General features: G+C 40.5%; 22 protein-coding genes. 13 read left to right on the top strand and 9 right to left on the bottom strand.

What is annotated here, in order from left to right; translation table 11 throughout:
- Nucleotides 1-125: 125 nt before the first annotated feature.
- From EWV84_RS13985 to EWV84_RS13975, 3 genes are read right to left on the bottom strand one after another with little or no spacing between them, the layout of a single operon-like run.
- Complete coding sequence (locus EWV84_RS13985) at nucleotides 126-458, bottom strand: hypothetical protein (protein ID WP_287078460.1); 333 nt, start codon at nucleotides 456-458, stop codon at nucleotides 126-128.
- Between the two features lie 38 nt (nucleotides 459-496).
- A complete protein-coding gene (locus EWV84_RS13980; RefSeq protein ID WP_287078459.1) occupies nucleotides 497-781 on the bottom strand; it encodes a hypothetical protein in 285 nt (94 codons plus the stop codon).
- Between the two features lie 2 nt (nucleotides 782-783).
- Nucleotides 784-1776 (bottom strand): ImmA/IrrE family metallo-endopeptidase, encoded by a 993-nt coding sequence (locus tag EWV84_RS13975; RefSeq protein WP_287078458.1) that lies wholly within the window; start codon nucleotides 1774-1776, stop codon nucleotides 784-786.
- A gap of 222 nt (nucleotides 1777-1998) precedes the next feature.
- Here EWV84_RS13975 and secA point away from each other — a divergent pair, with 222 nt between their 5' ends.
- Both secA and EWV84_RS13965 read left to right on the top strand, forming a co-directional pair.
- Nucleotides 1999-4812 (top strand): preprotein translocase subunit SecA, encoded by a 2814-nt coding sequence (secA, locus tag EWV84_RS13970; RefSeq protein WP_287078457.1) that lies wholly within the window; start codon nucleotides 1999-2001, stop codon nucleotides 4810-4812.
- A 234-nt stretch (nucleotides 4813-5046) separates the two neighbouring features.
- Nucleotides 5047-5208: a hypothetical protein gene (locus EWV84_RS13965; RefSeq protein ID WP_286825358.1), complete on the top strand. Its 162-nt coding sequence runs from the start codon at nucleotides 5047-5049 to the stop codon at nucleotides 5206-5208.
- 140 nt (nucleotides 5209-5348) lie between these two features.
- Here the strand turns inward: EWV84_RS13965 and EWV84_RS13960 are convergent, their stop codons facing one another.
- Nucleotides 5349-5543, bottom strand: coding sequence for a hypothetical protein (locus EWV84_RS13960; protein ID WP_287078456.1), 195 nt, complete (start codon nucleotides 5541-5543; stop codon nucleotides 5349-5351).
- A gap of 79 nt (nucleotides 5544-5622) precedes the next feature.
- Here EWV84_RS13960 and ispF point away from each other — a divergent pair, with 79 nt between their 5' ends.
- The 7 genes from ispF to EWV84_RS13925 all read left to right on the top strand — a co-directional run bounded on the left by ispF (nucleotide 5623) and on the right by EWV84_RS13925 (nucleotide 10601).
- Nucleotides 5623-6102 carry a 2-C-methyl-D-erythritol 2,4-cyclodiphosphate synthase gene (gene ispF / locus EWV84_RS13955; RefSeq protein WP_286825356.1) on the top strand — a complete coding sequence of 160 codons (480 nt, stop codon included), beginning with the start codon at nucleotides 5623-5625 and terminating at the stop codon, nucleotides 6100-6102.
- A 41-nt stretch (nucleotides 6103-6143) separates the two neighbouring features.
- Nucleotides 6144-6371: a type II toxin-antitoxin system VapB family antitoxin gene (gene vapB, locus EWV84_RS13950; RefSeq protein ID WP_287078454.1), complete on the top strand. Its 228-nt coding sequence runs from the start codon at nucleotides 6144-6146 to the stop codon at nucleotides 6369-6371.
- Nucleotides 6371-6757, top strand: coding sequence for a type II toxin-antitoxin system VapC family toxin (locus tag EWV84_RS13945; RefSeq protein ID WP_045361180.1), 387 nt, complete (start codon nucleotides 6371-6373; stop codon nucleotides 6755-6757). Before vapB ends, EWV84_RS13945 begins: the two co-directional genes overlap by 1 nt.
- 92 nt (nucleotides 6758-6849) lie before the next feature.
- Entirely contained in the window at nucleotides 6850-8607 is a 1758-nt protein-coding gene (argS, locus tag EWV84_RS13940) for an arginine--tRNA ligase (protein ID WP_287078453.1), read from the top strand.
- Between the two features lie 556 nt (nucleotides 8608-9163).
- A complete protein-coding gene (locus EWV84_RS13935) occupies nucleotides 9164-9556 on the top strand; it encodes a Mo-dependent nitrogenase C-terminal domain-containing protein (protein WP_286825352.1) in 393 nt (130 codons plus the stop codon).
- A 30-nt stretch (nucleotides 9557-9586) separates the two neighbouring features.
- Nucleotides 9587-10345 carry a hypothetical protein gene (locus tag EWV84_RS13930; RefSeq protein ID WP_287078463.1) on the top strand — a complete coding sequence of 253 codons (759 nt, stop codon included), beginning with the start codon at nucleotides 9587-9589 and terminating at the stop codon, nucleotides 10343-10345.
- Nucleotides 10346-10349: 4 nt separating this feature from the next.
- Nucleotides 10350-10601 carry a hypothetical protein gene (locus EWV84_RS13925; RefSeq protein WP_287078452.1) on the top strand — a complete coding sequence of 84 codons (252 nt, stop codon included), beginning with the start codon at nucleotides 10350-10352 and terminating at the stop codon, nucleotides 10599-10601.
- A 42-nt stretch (nucleotides 10602-10643) separates the two neighbouring features.
- On the opposite strand, the gene EWV84_RS13920 is transcribed toward EWV84_RS13925, so the two are convergent.
- The 5 genes from EWV84_RS13920 to EWV84_RS13900 all read right to left on the bottom strand — a co-directional run bounded on the left by EWV84_RS13920 (nucleotide 10644) and on the right by EWV84_RS13900 (nucleotide 14088).
- On the bottom strand, nucleotides 10644-11051 hold the full coding sequence (locus tag EWV84_RS13920) for a hypothetical protein (RefSeq protein WP_287078451.1): 408 nt from the start codon (nucleotides 11049-11051) through the stop codon (nucleotides 10644-10646).
- Nucleotides 11051-12994, bottom strand: coding sequence for an AAA family ATPase (locus tag EWV84_RS13915; protein WP_287078450.1), 1944 nt, complete (start codon nucleotides 12992-12994; stop codon nucleotides 11051-11053). Before EWV84_RS13915 ends, EWV84_RS13920 begins: the two co-directional genes overlap by 1 nt.
- 9 nt (nucleotides 12995-13003) lie before the next feature.
- Nucleotides 13004-13171: a hypothetical protein gene (locus EWV84_RS13910; protein ID WP_287078449.1), complete on the bottom strand. Its 168-nt coding sequence runs from the start codon at nucleotides 13169-13171 to the stop codon at nucleotides 13004-13006.
- 216 nt (nucleotides 13172-13387) lie between these two features.
- Nucleotides 13388-13660 (bottom strand): helicase-related protein, encoded by a 273-nt coding sequence (locus tag EWV84_RS13905; protein ID WP_287078462.1) that lies wholly within the window; start codon nucleotides 13658-13660, stop codon nucleotides 13388-13390.
- 101 nt (nucleotides 13661-13761) lie between these two features.
- Nucleotides 13762-14088: a hypothetical protein gene (locus EWV84_RS13900; RefSeq protein WP_287078448.1), complete on the bottom strand. Its 327-nt coding sequence runs from the start codon at nucleotides 14086-14088 to the stop codon at nucleotides 13762-13764.
- A gap of 128 nt (nucleotides 14089-14216) precedes the next feature.
- Here EWV84_RS13900 and EWV84_RS13895 point away from each other — a divergent pair, with 128 nt between their 5' ends.
- From EWV84_RS13895 to EWV84_RS13880, 4 genes are all read left to right on the top strand, one after another.
- Nucleotides 14217-14918 carry a 16S rRNA (uracil(1498)-N(3))-methyltransferase gene (locus tag EWV84_RS13895; protein ID WP_287078447.1) on the top strand — a complete coding sequence of 234 codons (702 nt, stop codon included), beginning with the start codon at nucleotides 14217-14219 and terminating at the stop codon, nucleotides 14916-14918.
- Between the two features lie 15 nt (nucleotides 14919-14933).
- The gene (locus EWV84_RS13890; RefSeq protein ID WP_287078446.1) at nucleotides 14934-16055 is read left to right on the top strand and encodes a tetratricopeptide repeat protein; all 1122 of its coding nucleotides are present in this window, start codon (nucleotides 14934-14936) and stop codon (nucleotides 16053-16055) included.
- On the top strand, nucleotides 16052-16681 hold the full coding sequence (locus tag EWV84_RS13885; RefSeq protein WP_286825343.1) for a DUF6391 domain-containing protein: 630 nt from the start codon (nucleotides 16052-16054) through the stop codon (nucleotides 16679-16681). The genes EWV84_RS13890 and EWV84_RS13885 overlap by 4 nt, the downstream gene beginning before the upstream one ends.
- A 79-nt stretch (nucleotides 16682-16760) precedes the next feature.
- Complete coding sequence (locus EWV84_RS13880) at nucleotides 16761-16994, top strand: photosystem I reaction center subunit IV (RefSeq protein ID WP_286825342.1); 234 nt, start codon at nucleotides 16761-16763, stop codon at nucleotides 16992-16994.
- Nucleotides 16995-17179 lie beyond the last annotated feature (185 nt).

The raw sequence follows: 17179 nt of genomic DNA, 5'->3' as shown, positions 1-17179 counted from the left end.
TAACCCTTTTGTGCCTTAAGTCCTTTCCTGTATGAATTTCAGCTACTTTTGAGCGTAGTTGCTCTCATCGAATTTTATTTTAAGTTAATTATTTGCATAACAATTCCCGAAGAGCCCAAATTTTGCTATCCTTGAGGGTAGGGATAAAGTAAGTTTACCGTTTCTTTTCTTAATTGCCTAATTTCAGTTGCTAACGCTTCTCTGACTTGCTGCTCTGCTGATTCTCTGCTATAACCGAATATAAGTTTAAGATTAGTGTCACAATCTCTAAAGGGGTAAACTTTCTCTTGAATACAATTAAATCCATAAATTTCAATATCTTTTAAAATTAATTGTTCTAAACACCATATTTTACCTTCAAGGTAGCCAGTAATCTGATTAGTTTCAGGAACATTTATTTTTTTTAAGCAGCGTTTATCTCCCGTGAGTAAATAGCTTAAATTATTTTGTTTATTCAAGTAGCTAACATAACTGAGGAGAATAGCCTCACCTATGTCTATTCCTTCAATTTTCTGTAATTGAATAAAATCCTCCTGATTGATATTATTAATTGATATTTTTCGCAGGTTTCAACGACAGATAAAGCGTCTTCTAGGTTATATTTAACAGGGTTTCTCTTTCTTTTTTGCTGCGCTTGCCTTTTAAATTTATATTGAAATGTCTCAAGAATTTTAACTTGATTAATCTCAACTCCAAAGGTATTGAGGTTTTTCTCAAATAAACCACAGGTGGCCAATTTTAGGATAATGTCATTATCCAAACAATAAACAGAACCAGTCAAGATTAAACTCCTAACACCTTTTCTAGATACTCGTAGGTTTCGTCATCAAATTTATCCCAGTCTAACTGATTGGCCAAATATTCATTAATAATCTTGTTGCCATTTGGGTTAGGTTCTAATACTTTTAAAGTCTTCATGGCTAAAGCAAAGTAGTCCCTATTATGCCATCCATAGTTCAGAATAATTGCACCTATATCAATATCGGGATGATGAGAGATAAAATGTTCTTGAACATATTTACTCAATTTTTCAGCATTTTGGAATTTCCCATCCCCAAGGCAGTTATCACAATCACCTAAGAGTAATTCAGTGGCAAATTGATTAGCTTCTTTTTCTTCGCAATCATTATCAAATGTAATGTCTTCATCAACTAATACCCCATTGTTTAGATGTGCTAATGCTAAATGTCCTAATTCGTGTGCTAAGTCAAAAGCGAGTCTTGCCGACTGTTGATGTTTTGAACTAAGAATAATTACAGGAGAAGTGGAATGCCATTGAATTAATCCAGCAAATTTCTTAGTATTGTTAGGAAAATGATCAAAGTATCCTACCGCTATTCCCTGAGACCAACAATAGTCTAAAAGAGAGGTCAAGTCAACCTTTGGCTGGTCACTTAAGATGTCTTCCCTGATGGTTTTAGCATCCTTAGGTAAAGGAGTATAATTAACTTCAACCCCCAAGGAAATTAACTCAGCAAACCGACTCGCTAAAGCTTGCGCTAGATAGGGATGTTGGTTATTTTGGCTATTGTGCTGTTTAAATTTAGTATGGGGAGGTCTATTAAATTTGACCTCTTCTTGAGGGGTTAATAAAGATGAGAGGTCAAGATTGAGGTTTTTGGCGATATAACCTGCTCCTTCTAGGACCGCAACGGGTTTATCATTGAGTTCATCATCCCACCAACTGGGTAAGCCATTTTTTCGGACATAATTTTTTTTAAGTCCGATTTGTGAGAGTTTCTGGTAGAGGGATGCCATGGTAAGGCTTTCTGTCATGGTTTCACCCTCCTTTGTCGGCAATACTAAGTTTTTTAAGGTTTTAGGGAATCAAAGTAGATCAGTATATTCTTAGCTCTAAGATACCATCTCTAACTTAATTTTTGCCCACTGGCAATAGTCCCTTTTCACCGATAAATGACTCTCCACTCCCAACCAGAGTGATACAATTGTTAACACCACAGACCAAGAGCCAATCGAAGCGAGAGAATCAAAACTGCTATGTTAAAAGCCCTACTGGGAGATCCCAACGCCCGCAAAATTAAAAAATTTCAGCCCCTCGTCACCGAAATCAACCTGCTGGAAGAAGATATTAAAAACCTATCCGATGACGAATTAAGGAGCAAAACCAGCGAATTTAAGGAAAGATTGGACAAAGCGAGAAATTATGAGCAAAGAGAGGATATTCTCGAGGAAATCCTCCCCGAAGCTTTCGCCATTGTCCGGGAAGCGGGCATCCGAGTCTTAGGGATGCGTCACTTTGACGTACAGTTATTGGGGGGAATGGTACTCCACAAAGGACAAATCGCCGAGATGAAAACCGGGGAAGGAAAAACCCTAGTTGCCACTCTCCCCGCTTATTTGAATGGATTGACCGGAAAAGGGGTTCACGTCGTCACCGTCAACGATTATCTCGCCCGTCGTGACGCGGAATGGATGGGGCAGGTACATCGCTTTTTAGGGTTAAGTGTGGGACTAATTCAAGCCGGCATGAGTCCGGAAGAAAGAAAGAAAAATTATGCCTGTGACATCACCTACACCACTAACAGCGAACTCGGCTTTGATTATCTGCGCGATAACATGGCTACAGTGATGGGGGAAGTCGTCCAAAGACCTTTTAACTACTGCGTTATCGACGAAGTGGACTCCATTCTTATCGATGAAGCGAGAACTCCATTAATTATATCAGGAGCGATCGATCGACCCACAGAAAAATATATTCTCGCTGCCGAAATCGCCAAGCAATTAGTGCGCCAAGAAGTAGAAGACGGACCGGGAGACTACGAAGTTAACGAAAAAGACCGTAACGTTTTAATGACCGATGAAGGCTTTAAAAAAGCGGAAGAACTATTAGAAGTTACCGATTTATACGACCAAGAAAATCCCTGGGCGCACTATATTTCTAACGCTATTCGTGCCAAAGAACTCCAGAAAAAAGACGTTAACTATATCGTCCGCAGTGGTGAAATTGTTATTGTTGATGAGTTCACGGGACGGGTATTACCGGGGCGACGTTGGGGCGATGGTTTACATCAGGCAGTGGAAGCTAAGGAAGGGGTAGAAATTCAACAGGAAACCCAAACCTTAGCCACGATTACCTATCAAAACTTTTTCCTACTCTATCCGAAATTATCTGGCATGACCGGGACGGCCAAAACCGAAGAAACGGAACTAGAAAAAGTCTATAACCTGCAAGTAACAATTATCCCGACTAACCGCGTTTCTCGTCGGCAAGATTTAGCTGATGTGGTCTATAAAAATGAACAGGCAAAATGGAACGCCGTCGCCGAAGAATGTCAACAAATGCACGAAGAAGGCCGCCCGGTTTTAGTCGGTACTACCAGTGTAGAAAAATCGGAAGTGCTTTCGCTTTTATTACAGGGAAGAAAGATTCCCCATAACTTGCTTAATGCTCGTCCAGAAAACGTGGAAAGGGAATCGGAAATCGTCGCCCAAGCAGGCCGGGCCGGCGCTGTGACAATTGCCACGAACATGGCAGGACGGGGAACCGATATCATCCTCGGTGGTAACTCCGACTATATGGCCCGATTGAAAATTCGCGAGTATTTAATGCCCAAATTAGTTATGCCCGAAGATGACAATTTGGCCTTTAGTTTACCCAGTTTAGGAGAACGAAATCGACCGCAAGGATTCGCTCCGGGTAAAAAGAAAAAAAACTGGCGCGCCTCGGCGGAAATTTTTCCCACTGAGTTACCGAAAGAGGTAGAAAATACCCTGAAAGAAGCGGTTAAATTTGCCGTTGATACCCACGGAACTCAAAGTTTACCGGAATTAGAAGTAGAAGAAAAAATCGCTATTGCGGCCGAAAAAGCTCCCACGGATGACCAGGTTATTCAAAAGTTACGGGAAGTCTATAAATTAATTCGCAAAAGTTATGAAGATTACACAGGTAAAGAACACGATGAGGTAGTAGAAAGAGGCGGACTGCACGTTATCGGGACGGAACGCCACGAATCCCGCCGTATTGACAACCAATTGCGAGGCAGAGCGGGCAGACAGGGCGACCCCGGTTCCACACGCTTCTTTTTAAGCCTAGAAGACAATTTATTGCGGATTTTTGGGGGCGACCGCGTGGCGGGTTTAATGGATGCCTTCCGGGTGGAAGAAGATATGCCCATTGAATCGGGAATGTTGACTCGTTCCTTGGAAGGAGCGCAAAGAAAAGTGGAAACCTTCTATTATGATGCCCGGAAACAGGTGTTTGAATACGACGAGGTGATGAATAATCAACGGCGCGCTATTTATGCCGAACGTCGTCGGGTTTTGGAGGGGATGGACCTAAAAGAACAGGTGCTGCAATACGCCGAAAAAACCATGGATGAAATCGTCATGGCTTATATTAATCCCGAACTGCCGGCGGAAGAATGGGATTTAGAAAAACTGATTAGTAAATCTCAGGAATTTGTCTATCTCTTGGCAGATATTACCGCTAAAGATATCGAGGATATGAGTGTTAATGATATCAAGATGTTCCTCCACGAAGAAGTTCGCAAAGCTTACGAAATTAAAGAACGTCAAGTTGATAGTATTCGCCCCGGTTTAATGCGCGATGCCGAACGTTATTTTATCCTGCAACAAATCGATATGTTATGGCGCGAACACCTGCAAGCTATGGAAGCTTTACGCGAGTCGATTGGTTTACGCGGTTACGGTCAAAAAGACCCCCTAATTGAGTATAAACAGGAAGGCTACGAGATGTTTTTAGAAATGATGATTGATATCCGTCGTAACGTGGTTTATTCCCTGTTCCAATTCCAACCGCAAGGACAACCCCAAGCAGTGGCTAGTGAATAGTAAAAACTAAAAGTTGGCTTAAATTGGGGAGAATTGGCTAAGGCTAATTCTCTCATTTTTTTACCCCAAGAAATCAGTCACCCACAATCCACACTAGGACGAAAATTATCAGTCCAATCACTCCATAGGACAGCAACGACCCCAAAAAATTGAGGATTTGTACGGGAAAATGAATCAAAACTTGGTAAGTAAAATCGGCAGCTGCCAGCAAGGCAGCGAAAAACATAATCACAAGTGTTATCATGCTTAATATCTTCTCAATCTGATAGAATAAATGGCTATCCTTTGCGGGAATTGGCAGTGGATAGTCAGAAGTTAGGAGATTATCCCCAAGAAAAAACTCGGAGTTACTCTCCCGATTCTACCGCAATTTTAACAGCGATCGAGTTATACTAAATCTTAGTTAACAAGTATAGAGTGGCAAGTGGGGAGAAGGCAGCGGGTTTTTAAAGTTCGATTGGCAGTTAATAATACTATTAAAAAGGAGCCATCTCACACTTGCAGAAATACCGATAATCAGCAATTATCAGTAACTCTTAAATTATTACAGATATATCAGCAGCTGCCTGTAAGCATCCCACCGAAAAACTAATGCGCTCCGGGGTTTGGGGGGTAGAACCCCCCAAAAGCTTGGATTGAGTGATAAAATCGAAAGTAACGGCAGACTTTAGCAGAGAGTTTCCCTTTAAAAATACTAACTTAGTTGATTGACAAAAATAAGATGCACCCATTAAAAACAAATAAATATTTCCCCGTTTCCCGTTCCCTTTTGCGATAAGATAATTAATATAGCTCCAAGAGGACTGCTCTATGAATATTCGTATTGGTAACGGCTACGATATCCACCGATTGGTGACAGGAAGACCTTTAATTTTAGGAGGAGTAGAAATTGCCCATACTGTGGGTTTATTGGGTCATAGTGATGCCGATGTCTTAACCCACGCTATTATGGATGCCATGCTGGGGGCGCTTAGTTTAGGCGATATCGGTCATTATTTTCCCCCCACAGACCCGCAATGGCAAGGGGCGAATAGTTTAAAATTATTAGAGCAAGTTAATCAATTAATTATCGATAAAGGTTGGCAGATTAATAATATTGATTCGGTAATTGTCGCCGAAAAACCGAAAATGAAATCCCACCTTAGTGCGATGCGAACCAAGTTAGCAGAAACTCTCAATATTAATCCGGAACAGGTGGGAATTAAAGCCACTACTAACGAACAATTGGGACCGGTAGGACGAGAAGAAGGTATCGCAGTTTATGCCGTGGTTTTATTGGTTAAGGAATAAGTAATTAGTAAGAATTCGCTCAGATTAAATATCCCAAACCTATGAATATAGACACAAAAATATTAGAAACTGTCGAAGCAATGCCAGAGTTATTAAAAATAGAGCTGCTTCACTATGCTGAATATTTGATGGCCAATTATCAATCAGATGTTATTATAGAGAAATCTTCTCTTAGGAAAGGTCGTTCAGGAATTTTACAAGGTACATTTACCTTGCCTTTGTCCGATGACTTTGATCAGTCTTTGGAAGATTTTCAGGAATATATGTGATGACATCTTTTCTTCTGGACACCCATACTTTCATCTGGTTAACTGAAAACGATCCTAACTTGCCTAATAATCTTCGGGAGGAAATTGATTTTGCTCCTGAAGTTTATGTCAGTATTGTTAGTCTCTGGGAAATTGCGATTAAGTTAAATTTAGGTAAGTTAGCCCTACAAAAAAGTTATGAAACCATTGAAACTAAACTAGAAGCATCAGATATAACCTTACTGTCTATATCATTTTCTGATACTCTAAAAATTTGTACTTTACCCTTGCATCACCGTGATCCATTTGATAGAATGCTAATTGCTCAATCTCTAAACAGATCGCTAATTCTAATTAGTAAAGATACTAAATTTGATGCTTATAATGTACCAAGAAAATGGACGTAATGCCCCGTTCGGATCAATTCTATTCAAGATGAGAGCAAGATAAATTTCCTAATTACCCATAGATTTCTAACATTCATTCCTAAATTCTCTCTATGACTGCCATTATCCAACAAATAAAAGAACGCTTTTCCCAGTCCCTAGTTAAATCCTTTGGGGAAAACTTCGCTGATACCGATCCTCTAATTGTGGCCGCTAGTAACCCCCGTTTTGGCGATTATCAATGTAATATTTCCCTCTCTTTAGCCAAAGAATTAAAACAAAAACCGCGGGAAGTGGCGGCAACTTTACTAAAAAATCTAGAGATAGATGATCTCTGTCAAACCCCCGAAATTGCCGGACCCGGTTTTATCAATCTTACCCTTAAACCCGGTTATCTAGAAACCCAATTAAAAGACCTAATTACCGACAACCGTTTAGGAGTTGCCGCTGCTAACCCCAGTCAAAAAATTATTGTCGATTTTTCCAGTCCCAATATTGCCAAAGAAATGCACGTTGGTCACTTGCGATCAACTATAATTGGTGATTGTATTGCCCGGATTTTGGAATTTCGTCATCATCAAGTAATTCGTCTTAATCACGTCGGGGATTGGGGTACTCAATTCGGGATGTTAATCACCTATCTACAAGAAGCTTATCCTAGCGCTTTAACCCAAGCAGATGCCCTCGATTTAGGGGATTTAGTTAGCTTTTATAAAAAGGCAAAAATTCGTTTTGATGAAGACGAAAAATTTAAAGAAATTGCCCGTCAAGCTGTAGTAAGATTACAGTCTGGTGATCCTCAAAGTCGTCAAGCATGGCAGTTACTTTGTCAACAATCACGGCGGGAATTTCAGAAAATCTATGATATTCTCGATATAAAACTGACCGAAAGGGGTGAATCTTTTTATAATCCTTACCTTGAGGCAGTAATCAGAGAATTAGATCAACAGGGATTGCTAACAGAAGACAACGGTGCTTTATGCGTCTTTCTCGATGGTTTTACCAACAAAGAGGGCGATCCTTTGCCCCTAATTGTCAAGAAATCCGACGGCGGTTATAATTACGCTACCACCGATTTAGCGGCAATTTGTTATCGAGTCCGGCAAGATAAAGCTGAAAGAATAATTTATGTCACCGATGCTGGACAAGCTAACCATTTTGCCCAAGTATTTCAGGTGGCTAAAAAAGCGGGATTTTTACCCGATAATGTGGCAGTGGTTCACGTCGCTTTTGGATTAGTTTTAGGGGAAGATGGTAAAAAATTAAAAACTCGTTCCGGGGAGACGGTAAAATTACAAGAATTACTCGATCAAGCGATCGCCTGTTCCCTAGCTGACTTAGAAAAAAGACTGGCAAGCGAGGAAAGAGAAGAAACCGGCGATTTTATCGCTAAGACTGCCAAAACTGTCGGATTAAGTGCCGTTAAATACGCCGATCTCAGCCAAAATCGCAATAGTAACTACGTTTTCAGTTACGACAAAATGCTCAATCTGCAAGGCAACACCGCCCCCTATATGCTGTACGCTTACGCTAGAGTCCAGAGTATCAGTCGCGAAGGTGGTATTAATTTTCAGGATTTAAGTGCCAATTCACCGCTAATTCTCAAGGATGAAAGCGAATTAATTCTGGCTAAACAATTACTGCAACTTCCGCAAGTAATTAGCACCGTGGAAGAGGATTTATTACCCAATCGTTTATGTGATTATCTTTACGAACTCAGTAAAAAGTATAATCGTTTCTACGAAAGTTGCCCTGTACTCAAAGCGGAAGAACCGATTAAAACCTCTCGTTTAGTTTTGTGTGATTTGACGGCAAGAACCCTAAAATTAGGCCTATCTCTCCTAGGAATATCCGTTTTGGAAAGAATGTAAATCAGTCATCAGTTATCAGTTATCAGTTATCAGTTATCAGTTATCAGTTATCAGTTATCAGTTATCAGTTATCAGTTCACTGTTTACTGTTCACTGAAAAATTCATAATTCCCACACCCTACACCCCACACCCCACACCCCACCCGTTGGATTGCGTATCTTTGACAAAAGCGGGTGCTATTTTATACCCCGAAAAAATGTACTATGCTGACGTGAAAAAACCTGAGTTTTTGCTAACCTAGAAATAGCTCTAATCAGAGCCAATATCTTTGGACGAAGCTTAGAGATTAATCTAGATAAACTCACTCGTGACGTTATCTATTGTCCTCTGTTGCCTATTCGCTTTCAATAGATTCTGTCTAGTTCACTCCTATCATTCGGCGAGATAATTCTGTCTCGTCATCGCTAGAATGCTACTCCCGCATCTGGGCTGCTGGTGCGATAAGCCGCATCTGTTATCCCAGAGATGTTATCGTTAAAGCGGTCAAATGTCTGAACGTCCTAGAGGATTTTCGGGAAAGATTGTTCGCCCTCTCGTAATCTCAGATAGAACCTTATGAGTCAATCAATAGAAGGTAAAGCCATGGCCAATGCTGATGTATCAGATTATACCACAAATAAAATAATTTTGTCTAATTGGATTGCCCCTTGGTCGAAAGGCAATCGGAAAAACCCGTCACCGCAACCAAAATGGGATTTATGGCAACCCCTGCGGCAACGAATTGATCGCCTAGAGATTAATACGCCTGCACTAGCCCATCAGATTTGTCGTCTAATTCCGGCTCAATGTCCCTTTGCGCGGAAAATTACCCTATTTAGCCGGACAATTCTAGAGATTCCGCCCCTTTGCAAGCTAAATCCCCTCTACGAAAACCTAATGATGTTAAGATTTCGCGCTCTTTCTTACCTAGCCGATGAATGTGGAGAGGATATCGGTGCTTACTGCTAGAATGGGTGAGTGTCTTTAATCGCCACACCTATGGCCATCATCGCTCTGAAAGCTTGGTATCTGGACAAATACGAACCTATCCGCGAGGTTGTCAAACGTCCCCACGACTTGCGCTTAAGTCGCAATAGTCTCTTAAAATCGGGTTTAAGGGCCGATTTTCTCGATGATAGTCTGACGATACAGGGTTCTGTCTGGTTCCAACGCTATCTAGAAGGGGAAAGGGTGGAATTTTACCTCGAAGGTAGTGGCGGTTACGTCATCTCGAATATTGACCTGATTTCCCAAGAAATTTACTTTACTAAACAGGACCTCAGCGCTTGGTTGGATCCCGTCATTTATTTTAGCTCCCAAAGCCAATTTAAGGACTCTAGCACCGCTTTAAAAACAATTTTGACCGAAACCGTCGAAAATCTCAATAAACGCTCCCGTTTGCCCTTAAACATCGAAGAAACGCCCCGAACTGAGGGCAATGTCACCAGATTGAGTGATAGTCAATTACGCAAAATTCGCAAAAGTTTATTATTTATTGCCGATGCTACGGCGATTAGCCAAAAGGAAACGGAATTGCTGCCCAGTCCCCTAGTGGGTGTAGAATTAGGTTATGCGATCGCTTGTAAACAGGGCGGACAAATTCTGCTAACCTATCAAAATCGAGCGGAATTAAAGGGTAAACTAGCTTTTGACCTGCCAAGCTACCAAAAATTAATTTTCTCGGATCTTAGCGAATTGCGTCTCACTTTTCCGCCTTTAATGGCAACTTTATTACAAAAATTCAATCTGATTAGTTAAAAAAATGAGTAGAAAAGCTGACGAGTACGCCGTACATTTGTTCTTAAGCAGTGGACATCGCGAGGAAGTCCGTTTTTTGACTATCCAAGACTTTCAAAAGTGGTACAGTAACGAATTAGTTCCGAAAGCCGATTCCCAGGATTTTATCAATGTTCCGATCAGAAATATCCAAGGGGAATATATGGTTTTACGTCCGGCTAGTATCATTGCTATTCGCGTGGAACCCGTCTTTTTTGGCAGTGTGGAAAGAATGTAATTTGACGTTATCCCTAAAAAAGATAGTTAGATGCCGAGAATTTCAGAGATTATTGATAATTCTTTCAATATCAGCTTGAATTTGATGGCTGACTTTGCCTTGCCAGCGTTCTTTTAATTCCCTTAATCCCACTTCTGCGTATTGACAGATCTTATCTAAAACTTCTTTGCCATCGCTGGGTTGAGGATAGGAATTCTTTTTACAGATAATATAAATTCCTGCGGTTAAAGCTAAAATAACTTCTGGATCGATTTGGCTAATAGTAATTAAATCCTGTCGATTATTTAAGGTTATTCCGTAGATACTGAAGTCTTGTTTAATGGCAAAAGCAGCGGCGAATAAATAGGCATCTACCATGCGATCAAAGGTTTTATTATCTTTTAGTACCTGTAGATAATTTCTGGAAGTTTCCGAGGCATAAATCTTCAAACTGGGATCGATTCTCTGCATTAGTAACCCTCCATCACTTCAATCACGGAAGCATCTTCATCGGCAGCTAAACGGTGTATTTTTAAAATATCAGTAGTGTGGGGATGCAGCAGATTTAACAGATTTTCATTCAAGTCGCGATCGGTGGCTAAAATAATTACTTGGGAGTTTAAATTAGGGAGAGAGTTAATAATATTTTTTTGATGTTCTTCGTCTAAATGGCCGAAAGGTGTATCCATAATTAGGGGAACACAAGTATCGGTTATTTGATTTAAACCGGTGATAAAAGCAAAAGCTAAAGCTTCCTTTTCTCCCGCACTTAAGACATCGGGATGTAATAATTTTCCTGTGATGGTACGGATTCCTAAAGTGTATTCGGGAGTGATTTCTACTCCTCTATATTCCTCCGGTTTGTTGGTTACTTGTAAATAGCGATCGCTGGTTGCTTGATTAATCATTTTTTGGGAATTATCGATATGCCATTCGATTAATTCGTTAGTGGCATTTTTTAAACCTCTGGCCATTTTAACCTGATTAGATAACATCAATGTTGTCTGATTTTGACTAGCTAAAATTTCCACTTCTTTGCGTAAATTTTCTAATTGCTTTTCTTTGATTTCAATTTCCTTTTGCAAGCGTTCGACCCTTTCTTCAATCACCTTAACTTTTCGTTCCGATTCGTCAACTTTTCGCCAAATCTCCCTCACCGAGTCTTGATCTATTCCCGTGGTTTCCTGTTTTAGCTGTCTAATATGTTGATTAATTTCTTCGATTTCTTCTTCTAAACGATCTCTTTGTAAAAGTAATTGACTATAGTTGCTAAATTTAGCATTATCTCGCATAATTCCCTGTAAATCAATTCTAATTTGGTCTTTTTCTATTCTGGTGATGTTGTCCACTTCTAAGGAGTCTAGTTCGGCAATTTGTTGCAGGATAAAGTCACGAGAATTTTTATCTAAACAACGACCGCATAAACAGTTTTCATCGTCAAGTATTGCTTTTAAAATTACTGTAGAATTAGTTTTATAAGTGCTTTTTAAGCTAGTAACTTGCAAATCATCGACCATTTCCTGTACAAAGTTAATCAGCAAAGGTATCGAAGCTTTTTTTAACCAAGAATCAATAGACTTTTGCTGGTTATCTAACTGAGTTTGTAAACCGATACGCTTTTTCTCTAAGTTATGAATTTCCTCTAATTTTTCTCGTAAACTTTCAATCTGAGCGGCTTTTTCTTGAGCGTCTTGGTAGATAATTATAGCATCTTTTTCGCTATCTTTGGCATTTTTAAGCTGACCTTTTTTAAGATCAATGTCTTCTTCTAATTCTCGTAATTCTTGCAGCTTATCTCTAAAGGTTTGACTGGTTCCCTTGGCTTTATTTAAACGGTTTTCTAATTCTTGCAAGGCTTTTTCTGTATCATCACGCAGATTTCTTAATTCCGGGATACCTAAAACTTTTTCAATTGCTTCTTTTGCTTCTTTAGTTTGAGTAATCTGGGTATATTGTTCGATTTTTGAGCCATCAAAACAGAAAAAATCTCGAATTGACTTGGGAAGTAATGCTTCGATATATTCCCTAGAGTTACTTCCTTTCATGGTTCCATCTTCATAAAATAATGCTTCCTCTACGCTGGGATAAAAAGTGCTACCATTACCTTTTAATTTCGCTGTGCGACTGATAAAGTAATTTTTCTCGTTTTTAATAAAATTTAATTCTACCCGCATTTCTATTGCCGGTGAAGAATCTCCCTTACCTCGATAAAAATAGGTTTTCAGAGTCTCTTTAGATACAATATCTACCCCATAGAGACACCATAAAATCGCCGTCATCAGAGAAGTTTTACCGTGGCCATTATTACCGAAGATAATCTGAATTTTTCTGTCGGGATGCAGGTTAAAGGTAATATTTTGACTAGGGTAACATTTCCAATTAGTTAAGCGAATTTGTTTCAGTCTCAAAGTCATAGAGTTTATTTATTGTGAGGAGTCGGTATATTTTTCGATAAGTTTGACAATTTTAGGTGATAGCCGCCGATTTTTTAGAGTAATTTTTGCTACTTCTAAAGCCATGGCTTCCTTTAGCAGTTGGGGAGGTATATCATATTTTTGTGCCAGTTCTTGAATTTTAGCAGTTATGTCCATAAATTTTCTGTGGGTTGGGGAGTGGGGATTGTCAAGTCTTAATTCTTATTTGGCAAGAAATACCTTGATGAGGATAAATTTTATAACATATCTGAGTAGGTAAGGCCATAGTAAGTTAATGCTTGGACTAATTTGTTGATAACTGCAGCTTGATTGCTGGCTGCCCCAGCAAAATCAATAACTCTTTTGATCTCCGATGCAATTAATTTTACCTCACTATCGTCCCCAGGGGGAAAGACATCGATTAAAGTTGCTTTTTTCTTGGCCACCGGCTGCTGGGATAATTCTGCTGCGACGTTGAATAAATTGACGGGGATAACTGTCGGCAGCGAGGATAATTCCCTGACTGACTTGTGGGATATCAACTACCTCATCGAGACATTTTACTGCCACTAATGCGTCAAGATTTCCCGAAGATAACTGTGATAATAACATAACTTGATCGCTGTCTAAAGAACTATAGCGGGCGACTCTTTTTCCCTGACGCACCAATCGGGTACTAATCTAAACAAGGTAGATAAAATTTGTCAATGACATTATGTTAATTACTGTGATATTCTTCTAATAATTTTAATTGTTGTAGTGGCAATTTAAATTCCTCCTCGATCTCGTTTTAAATCATAAATGACTTTTTCATAACACCAGCTTTTACTGCGTTGGGGATTTCTCAATCTAATATTTAAAAGCAACCGAGTCGCTAAAGCTTTATCTCCATTCACTAGGGCTAAAAGTTCTCTTTCTAAGTGCAAAAGTTTATTTTTACTGATTGGCAACTTTTGACGATTATTTTTAGAAGTAGCTCTTTTCGGTTTAGTGGGGGATAAAGATACAGTATCGACCAACCACCAGATAGCTACAGCTAACCCCAACAAAAGCACCCCAGTAAAAGAGTATAAAACGATGCCTAGTAAATTCATTAATCAATTCCCGTATTTCTTAATGATCAAGGTTTTAGGCTAATCTACCCTATACAAAAATACCATAAAAGCTAAAATAGATAGTTGACAGTGATCCTGACCACAATAGCAATATAGACTAAACCGCCTTGTATTATCGTCTTCTTCTTGATTTTAATACCCTAGAAAACGGGTTAATTACCTTAACATCCGAACAAAGTCATTATCTTAAAAAAGTTGTTCGTTTAAAATCCCATGACCGTTTTATTGCCCTAAATGGACAAGGACAAGCGTGGTTAGCAGAAATAATTGATAATTCGGCCTATCTTTTAGAAGCGATAAACGAAACCACCGAACTACCAGTACAAGTGAATTTAATGGTAGCAATTCCCAAAAATGGCTTTGATGATATCGTTCGCGCTGCCACCGAATTAGGAGTTTATCGGATTATTCCCCTGCTGACAGAACGCGTTTTAGTTAATCCTAGTCCTCAAAAAATCGACCGTTGGCGAAAAATTGCCCGGGAAGCTGTAGAACAATCAGAAAGACAGATTATTCCTATTATCGAAGAACCACAACCATTTTTAGCCATCCTTAACCGGGGAGCTAACCCAGGGACAACTTGTTATATTGGTGTTACCCGTAGAACAGTGGACCCGCTACTTTCTCAATTGCAAACATCAACCGAGATAACCATTGCCATCGGACCGGAAGGGGGATGGACGGAGGCAGAAATAGAACAAGCGATCGCTGCTGATTTTCTACCTGTATCACTGGGAAAACGGATTTTGAGAACAATTACCGCTCCCTTAGTGGCTCTCGCTATCATTAACGCCTATTTAGACAGCTAATTGACCGGAGTTTCTATGTTCAAAGAAATTGCTGAAGCGCTCGACCGTCAAGACTATCAAACTGCCACCCGTCTTGTCAACGACTTCCAGACCCGAGAAAACGATAACCCTTGGCTGAAATTCTACCAAGCGCGTTTAAACGAAATCACGGGAGAAATCGCCCTAGCAGGGCAAGAATACCGAAAAACGTTGCTATTAACCGCTAATCCTCAACTTATCGCCCAAATTCGTCAAGGAATCGCCCGCTTAGAAGCGATTGAACAGGTGGAAGTTGAACAGCAACAACAACAGCGACAGGCTGCCCTCGAAAAAGCCAAAACCAACCCCAGTAATCGAGAAATGGGGCTTTTAATTCTTGAACCGGTGGCTAACGCAGAAAAACAGCCCTTAGCTCTAAAATTTGCCCAAATATTTAAAATAGATGCCTATAGCGCCCGCTTACACATCCCTAGTCGTTCGTGGCGCTTGTATCGAGTCGGGGCAATGGCCGAATTAGCAGTATATGTTCACGACTTGCGAAAAGAAGGAATTCCCTGTTTTTGCCAGCCAATTAAAGCGATTAACCAGCCTAGGGTCTATTTAGCTCGATATTTCCGGGCTATCCAACCAGAAGCCACCCTAGTCTATCAATCTTCCCACGACCTAACCGCAAGTATAACTTTTGATTGGTCAGAAGTTACCGCCGTGGTAGAGGGAATCTTGCCGATTTTTGGGAAATGTGTCGATATGGATGCGCGCCGCCATCAAGTGAGAAAAATTAGTATTCTTGATTATGCCCAGATTATTGATCTACATTTGAAAAAACAGGATTTAATTATCCGTATTTGCGATCGCCATTACCACTTTCAAGCGGGGATTACTTTTTTCGACCACCAACAAAGTCGGGAAAGACAGACCAGCAATCGAGATAACTGGAATCATTTCGCTTCTTACCTAAAACAACAACTAGCAGCAGTTCCCCTGTGGTCAGATTTTGCCCCTTTTGCCGAAACCACCGCCGATTTTTACGAATTACTGCCCATGGTCAATCCCCATTTGGACTTATTACGCATTGAAGACACCTACTGGGACACCGCCTTTCAACTCTATAGCGCCCTCATCTTTCTCGAAAAAACTCCCCCTACCGCAACTTTATGACCCCTAGTAGCCCTTCTAACCCCTCTTTTGACTGGTTTAACCCCTCGCCCCAGCAAGACAGCGATTTACTGGCACAAATCGGCTTTATCCCCGGGTTCAAAGAATTTCTGACCCTGCGACAGGTTCACGCCTTGGAACACGCCACCGTCTGGGTATTAAGCGAAATGGCTGCCCGTCGTCAATCGCCTTTTGACCATTCCCAAGCGGATAACGAGGCCCTAGGGGGACTCTCCACCGATAGGGGTTTTTATCTCTACGGACAGGTTAATACGAATGAACTGCAAATTGCGGCCAAACAGGCGCTCCATCGTCTCAAAAATGGCGAGGGGCAATTGGCATTACATCCGCGTTGTGGCACCAATTTATCGGTAACTTTAGCCTTAACCGCCGGCTTAGTCTTAGGAACTCATCTTCTCTTACCCAGAGGTCCGATTTCTCAGTTATTAGGCTTAGGTTTAGCCACCGCCGCCGCTTTTCAAATCGGGCCAGATGTGGGAATGTCGGCCCAAAAATACCTGACTACGGCCATTCCTTTTAACTTAACAATCGTTAACATTACACCAAAGGCAGACCTATGGGGACGTTCGGGGCATTTTGTCCAAACAGAGTGGCAAGATTTGCAATAAAACTTAAAGTAAAAACCCTTTCGGCAAACTCGCTCTGATTGTAACCTGTTAACTAAACCCTTAAAAAAAAACAACAGCTATGTCTGGAATCGAACGCGGAGCCCAAGTTAGAATCAAACGTAAAGAGTCTTACTGGTACAAAGGTGTGGGAACCGTAGCCAGTGTTGATAAAAGTGGTATCCTCTATCCCGTTATCGTCCGTTTTGATACTGTTAACTACGCCGGTTTTAGTGGCAGCGCCAGTGGACTGAATACCAATAACTTCGCTGAAAGTGAATTGGAACTCGTTAAGGCTGCCCCCGCTAAGAAATAAAGCTGAGTAAAATTCGGCCTATCATCACCGACTGACTGACGGGAATTCTCTCTTGTCGGTCGTTTTTTTATCGAAAATTTGGGTTAAAACCCCGTCCTTTTAGGACGGCTTTAAGCTACAATGGAAAAAGCGATAACCAAGCTAAAAACTGAACCTTGACAACAGATAGTAAGGGGTTTCGTTCA

This window comes from Microcystis sp. M_QC_C_20170808_M3Col (genome assembly GCF_007095505.1).
GTDB lineage: Bacteria > Cyanobacteriota > Cyanobacteriia > Cyanobacteriales > Microcystaceae > Microcystis.
Note: the sequence above shows the minus strand (reverse complement) of the source record. Positions and strands in the feature narration are given on the sequence as shown.